The following is a 5908-nucleotide window of genomic DNA, read 5'->3' on the forward strand; positions in this document are numbered from 1 at the left end:
CAACGCCGGCCGCGGCCGCGTCCGCGACTGGATCAAGGCCTATGGCGATCCGCGCGATCCCAAGGTCGATCCGGTCGACTGGGTGGAGCGGATCCCGATCTCGGAAACCCGCAACTACGTCCAGCGGGTGATGGAGAATTTCGCGGTCTATCGCGCACGCTTCGAGGACGCAGGCACGGCGGTGGCGGCAAAGGGCGGCGACCGCGTCGTGACGCAGGAGAGCAACGCGGCGCCGGCGCAGTGAGATCTGCTGCGGACGCTACAGCAGATCGGCCTGCGTACCAACCTCGGCGCGAGCGAAAAACCAGGACACGCCCGCTACCAGACAGGCGAATACCATCCAGGCAATCATCCCGCGAGCCTCACGCGGAGTGTCGATCATGTGGTCGATGATGAAGACGGGCAACAGATACGCGAATGCTATCGTCCAAATGCTCCAGAGCCCGGTTCGGGTCAGAATAAGATAGACGAGGCCGCCGTAAACGAACTGGAAGATCAACGCAGCAGCCAGGGCGACCAAAGACAATCGAAGGATGGAGCCCCCGGTCGCGCCATCTGACGTGACCCAAAACACCATCCATCCCACGAAGGCGACCGTAAAGACGGCGCTGGGCACAAGCCTGGCAAGAGCAAGATTCTTCATGAGCGCCGCCGCAATATCGATCCGCCCTCAATCCACCTTCACATTGGCGGCCTTGATCATCGGCCACCATTTTGCGATTTCCGCCTTCTGCCAGGCGCCGAGTGCTTCCGGCGTCAGCTGATCCTTCGGCGGCATCTGCAAGCCGAGATTTTCGAGCTGCTTCTGCACGGCCGGATCGGCCATCGCCGCGACCGCAGCAGCGTTGAGCCTGGCCACGATCTCCTTGGGCGTGCCCTTGGGCACCCAGAGGCCGGACCATAGCGTCATGTGGAACCCCGGCAGCCCAGCCTCGTCGACCGTTGGGACCTCGGGCGCATTCGCGACCCGCTTGGAATCGGTGACCGCATAGGCGCGGATGTTGCCGCCGCGCACCTGGTTGATCGAGTTCGAGGTCTGGTCGACGATGATGTCGATCTGTCCGGCGACGAGATCGTTCAGCGCCGGCCCGGTGCCGCGATACGGCACGTATTGCAGCTTGATGCCGGAGACATTCTCGAAATAAAGCCCGGCGATGTGGCTGCCGCTGCCGGCGCCGGCAGTGCCCGCGGTCGGCGGCTGAGGCCGCGACTTCAGCCACTCCAGCAGCTCCTTGAGCGATTTCGCCGGCACCGCGTTCTTGCTGACGATGATCATCGGATTGCTCGGCAGCAGCACCACCGGCTCGAGGTCGGCGACGAGGTCGTAACCGAGCTTGTAGATCGCGCCGTTGGCGACATGGGTGCCGAGATGGCCGAACGAGATGGTGTAGCCGTCGGGCGCCGAACGCACTGCGCGGCCGACACCGAGCGAGCCGCCCGCTCCGGTCACGTTCTCGATCAGAAGCACCTCGCCGAGCGATTGCTTCATGTGCTCGCCGAGAATGCGCGCCATCGCATCCGAGGGGCCGCCGGCGGCGAACGGCACCACGATGGTGATCGGATGCGCGGGCCAGGTTTCCGCGGCGACAGGGCCGCTTAACGTCAAGAACGCGGCCAAAACCGCCCAAATAGTCCTGCCCATGAATGACTCCGTCAAATGACACCGTCATTGCGAGGAGCGAAGCGACGAAGCAATCCATGGTTCCGCACAAGCGGTGAAATGGATTGCTTCGCTACCCTCGCAATGACGATGTCCTCAGAACTGCGAGAAGTCGATCGGCTTGTGCCGGTCCAGCGTACGGGTGATCGGCGGCAGCGGATATTTCAGGCCGCTCGCGCAATTGAACAGCATCACGCGGTCGGTCTTGCTGACGCGGCCGTCGGCAAGGCTCTCCTTGTAGGCCGCATAGGTCGCGGCGCCCTCGGGGCACAGCAGCAGCCCCTCCTCGCGCGCCACCTCGTTGAGCGCTGTGGTGATCTTGTCGTCGTCGACGGCGATCGCAAACCCCTTGCTCTCGCGCACCGCGCGCAGAATGAGGAAATCGCCGATCGCCTGCGGCACGCGGATGCCCGAGGCGATGGTGTGAGCGTCCTCCCAGCGCGCGGCGTGCTCGGTGCCGGCCTCATAGGCCCGCACCATCGGCGCGCAGCCGGAGGCCTGCACCGCGACCATGCGCGGGCGCTTCGAGCCGATGAAACCGATCTTCTCCAGCTCGTCGAACGCCTTCCACATGCCGATCAGGCCGGTGCCGCCGCCGGTCGGATAGAAGATCACGTCGGGCACGTCCCACCCGAGTTGCTCGGCGAGCTCGAGGCCCATCGTCTTCTTGCCCTCGATCCGGTACGGCTCCTTCAGGGTCGAGGTATCGAACCAGCCGACCTTGGCCTTGCCTTCGCCGACGATCTTGCCGCAGTCGTCGATGTAGCCGTTGACGCGATAGACCGTCGCGCCCTGCAGCTCGATCTCGCTGACATTCACCTCCGGCGTATCGGCCGGACAGAAGATCGTTGTCTTGATCCCGCAGGAGGTCGCATAGGCCGCCAGCGCCGCGCCGGCATTGCCGTTGGTCGGCATCGCCATGTGCTTGATGCCGAGCGCCTTGCCCATCGACACCGCCATCACGAGGCCGCGCGCCTTGAACGAGCCGGTCGGCAGCCGCCCCTCGTCCTTGACGATGATCTCGCCGCCGCCAAGCTTCGCACCAAGCCGCGGCAGGCGGATCAGCGGTGTCGTGACTTCGCCGAGGCTGACGATGTCCTGGCATTTGCGAACCGGCAGCAATTCGCGATAGCGCCACAAATCGGCGGGGCGCTGGGCCAGCGCGTCCTTGGTCAGCGCCTTCTTCACCCGGGCGAGGTCATAGCGCACAAGCAGCGGCTTGCCGGCCTTGGAGAGATTGTGCACCTGGTCGGCCGCATAATGGTCGCCCTCCATCGCGCATTCGAGATGGGTCACGAAGGTCGGGCGTTCGATGGTGAGGTTGTCGTTGTCTTTCACGAGATGCGCTCTTTCTTTTTCTTTGCGAATTCGTTTGCCAGACCCGTCACCCTGAGGAGCGCGAAGCGCGTCTCGAAGGGCGACGAGCCCCGCTGCTCGATCCGGGCCGTGCATCCTTCGAGGCTCGCTGCGCGAGCGCCTCAGGATGACGGGACTTCTATCGGCGTCGTCTCCGAACGTTAGATATTCAGCACGCGTCCGTAGGCGTCGAGCACCGCTTCCTTCATCATTTCCGACAAGGTCGGATGCGGGAATACGGTGTGCATCAATTCCTCTTCCGTGGTCTCAAGATTCATCGCCACGACATAGCCCTGGATCAGCTCGGTGACCTCGGCGCCGATCATGTGTGCACCGAGCAACTGCCCGGTCTTCTTGTCGAAGATCACCTTGACGAGGCCCTGATCCTCGCCGAGCGCGATCGCCTTGCCGTTGCCGACGAACGGGAAGCGGCCGACGCGGATCTCGCGGCCGCCTTCCTTGGCCTTCGCTTCGGTGAGGCCGACGGAAGCGACCTGCGGGTTGCAATAGGTGCAGCCCGGGATCATCAGCTTGTCCATCGGATGCGGGTGCAGGCCCTTGATCGCCTCGATGCAGATCACGCCCTCATGTTCGGCCTTGTGCGCGAGCATCGGCGGGCCAGCGACGTCGCCGATCGCATAGATGCCGGGGACGTTGGTCTTGCCGAGGCCGTCGGTCACGATGCAGCCGCGGTCGGTCTTGACGCCGAGCTTCTCCAGCCCGAGATTCTCGATGTTGCCGACCACGCCGACCGCCGAGATCACGCGCTCGAATTCCTTGGTCTGCGGCTGGCCCTTGCCGTCGTCGATGGTCGCGACCACGCTGTCGGCCTTCTTCTCCAGCTTCGTCACCTTGGTCGAGGACATGATCTTGATGCCCTGCTTCTCGAAGCGCTTGCGGGCCAGACCCGCGATCTCGGCGTCCTCGACGGGCAGGATCTGCGGCAGCACCTCGACCACGGTGACGTCGGCGCCCATCGTGTGGAAGAACGAAGCGAACTCGATGCCGATCGCGCCCGAGCCGACCACCAGCAGCGATTTCGGCATCCGCTCCGGCACCATCGCCTCGAAATAGGTCCAGACCAGCTTCTTGTCGGGCTCGAGCCCGGGCAGCACGCGCGGCCGCGCGCCGGTCGCGACGATGATGTGCTTGGCCTGATAGGTGCCCTCGCCGCTCGCGCCCTTCGGCGCTTCGACCGGCGATTTCTTCACCGTGATCTTGCCGGGCGCATCGATCGTAGCGTCACCCCAGATCACCGTGACCTTGTTCTTCTTCATCAGGAAGCCGACGCCGTCATTGAGGCGCTTCGAAACCCCGCGCGAGCGCTGCACCACAGCCTTCGGATCAAAGCTGACATTGTCGGCCGACAGCCCGTAATCCTTGGCGTGCTGCATGTAGTGGTAGATCTCGGCCGAGCGCAGCAGCGCCTTGGTCGGGATGCAGCCCCAGTTCAGGCAGATGCCGCCGAGATAGGATTTCTCGACGATCGCGGTCTTGAAGCCGAGCTGCGCGGCGCGGATCGCGGTCACATAGCCGCCGGGGCCGGAGCCGATGATGATGACGTCAAAGGATGTGTCGGCCATGGCGGCTCCCGTTCAACTCAGCGTGTGACGCCGCGCGCGCGGCTTCTTGCGATCAATGACCTGACCAGCCATTCGAGCCCGATCACCACGGCCATGATGACCAGGGCCGTCAGCACGATCGGCTGGGCGATGTTCCGCGCCAGCTGTTCGCCGGCGAAGAACGCGGAGTGCACAAAATCGAATCCGACCGGATTGCACACCAATGCGGTTGACAGCAGCAGCGAGATCCAGGGCCAGCGCGTGCGAGCCGTGCCGGCCATTCATCGGTACTCCTGCCATACCGCACCGAGAAATATGGTCCACACCAGCGCCAGCACACCGGCGCCGATCATCATCAACCGGAACTGGAACGTCGATATCAGGTCGCGGTTGACCGCGACAAGCAGCGCAACGGCGATGGCGGCGAGCAGAACGTACGGACCTGACATCGCGTACATGGCGGATGCCCGTCACACCATCATCATCACTGGGTTTTCGATCAGCTGCTTGAGGGCGCCGATCAGCTCGGCGCCGAGCGCGCCGTCGATGGCGCGGTGATCGCACGACAAGGTCACGCTCATCATCTGCGCGATCTCGATCTTGCCGCCACGTACCACCGGACGCTCCTCCGAGGTGCCGACCGCGAGGATCGAGGCGTGCGGCGGATTGATCACGGCGGTGAAGTGGTTGATGCCGTACATGCCGAGGTTCGACACCGCGGTGGTGCCGCCCTGATATTCTTCCGGCTTCAGCTTGCGGGCGCGGGCGCGCGCCGCAAAATCCTTCATCTCGTTGGAGATGGTCGAGAGCGTCTTGGTCTCGGCCTTGCGGATGATCGGCGTGATCAGGCCGCCCGGCATCGCCACCGCGACGCCCACGTCGGAATGCTTGTGCTTGAGCATGCCGCCTTCGGTCCAGCTGACGTTGCAGTTCGGAATCTTCTGCAGCGCGACCGCCATCGCCTTGATGACGAAGTCGTTGACCGAGATCTTGTAGAGCGGCTTCTTCTCCTTGTCCTTCGGCGCGGACGCATTGATCTCCTCGCGCGCGGCAAGCAGCTTGCCGATGTCGCAGTCGATCGTCAGGTAGAAGTGCGGGACGTTCTGCACCGAAGCGGTGAGACGCTGCGCGATGGTACGGCGCATGCCGTCATGCGGCACGATGTCGTAGGAGCCCGGCTCGAACAGCGCCAGGATCTGCTTGTCCGACATCGACGGCGCGATGCTCGGCCCCGCTGCGGCGGGCGCGGCCGCGGGTGCCTTGAGGCCCTTGCCCGCCTTGGCGTCGTCGACGTCGCGCGCGATGACGCGGCCATGCGGGCCGGTGCCGG

General features: G+C 64.4%; 7 protein-coding genes and 1 pseudogene. 1 reads left to right on the plus strand and 7 read right to left on the minus strand.

Annotation, left to right across the window (positions count from 1 at the left end):
* A pseudogene (locus H8A92_RS39260) lies at positions 1-244 on the plus strand (lytic transglycosylase domain-containing protein); the annotation flags it as partial.
* 15 nt (positions 245-259) lie between these two features.
* Here H8A92_RS39260 and H8A92_RS39265 read toward each other — a convergent pair.
* From H8A92_RS39265 to H8A92_RS39295, 7 genes are all read right to left on the minus strand, one after another.
* Complete coding sequence (locus tag H8A92_RS39265) at positions 260-643, minus strand: hypothetical protein (protein WP_229200623.1); 384 nt, start codon at positions 641-643, stop codon at positions 260-262.
* Positions 644-670: 27 nt separating this feature from the next.
* Positions 671-1642: a tripartite tricarboxylate transporter substrate binding protein BugD gene (locus H8A92_RS39270; RefSeq protein ID WP_229200624.1), complete on the minus strand. Its 972-nt coding sequence runs from the start codon at positions 1640-1642 to the stop codon at positions 671-673.
* A gap of 114 nt (positions 1643-1756) precedes the next feature.
* Entirely contained in the window at positions 1757-2998 is a 1242-nt protein-coding gene (locus H8A92_RS39275) for a threonine synthase (RefSeq protein WP_229200625.1), read from the minus strand.
* Between the two features lie 179 nt (positions 2999-3177).
* Complete coding sequence (lpdA, locus tag H8A92_RS39280; RefSeq protein ID WP_229200626.1) at positions 3178-4599, minus strand: dihydrolipoyl dehydrogenase; 1422 nt, start codon at positions 4597-4599, stop codon at positions 3178-3180.
* A 17-nt stretch (positions 4600-4616) separates the two neighbouring features.
* Positions 4617-4859 (minus strand): hypothetical protein, encoded by a 243-nt coding sequence (locus H8A92_RS39285; protein WP_229200627.1) that lies wholly within the window; start codon positions 4857-4859, stop codon positions 4617-4619.
* Entirely contained in the window at positions 4860-5036 is a 177-nt protein-coding gene (locus H8A92_RS39290) for a hypothetical protein (RefSeq protein ID WP_165445499.1), read from the minus strand.
* Positions 5037-5048: 12 nt separating this feature from the next.
* Positions 5049-5908 (minus strand): 2-oxo acid dehydrogenase subunit E2 (locus tag H8A92_RS39295; protein ID WP_229200628.1); only part of this gene is annotated, 860 nt, incomplete at its 5' end.

Origin of the sequence: Bradyrhizobium acaciae (assembly GCF_020889785.1) — a bacterium.
GTDB lineage: Bacteria > Pseudomonadota > Alphaproteobacteria > Rhizobiales > Xanthobacteraceae > Bradyrhizobium > Bradyrhizobium acaciae.

Excerpts from the sequence above, each read along its gene's own strand:
- H8A92_RS39265 (WP_229200623.1), bottom strand. The coding sequence starts at position 643 with ATGAAGAATCTTGCTCTTGCCAGGCTTGTGCCCAGCGCCGTCTTTACG.
- H8A92_RS39270 (WP_229200624.1), bottom strand. The coding sequence starts at position 1,642 with ATGGGCAGGACTATTTGGGCGGTTTTGGCCGCGTTCTTGACGTTAAGC.
- lpdA (WP_229200626.1), bottom strand. The coding sequence starts at position 4,599 with ATGGCCGACACATCCTTTGACGTCATCATCATCGGCTCCGGCCCCGGC.
- H8A92_RS39285 (WP_229200627.1), bottom strand. The coding sequence starts at position 4,859 with ATGGCCGGCACGGCTCGCACGCGCTGGCCCTGGATCTCGCTGCTGCTG.
- H8A92_RS39290 (WP_165445499.1), bottom strand. The coding sequence starts at position 5,036 with ATGTACGCGATGTCAGGTCCGTACGTTCTGCTCGCCGCCATCGCCGTT.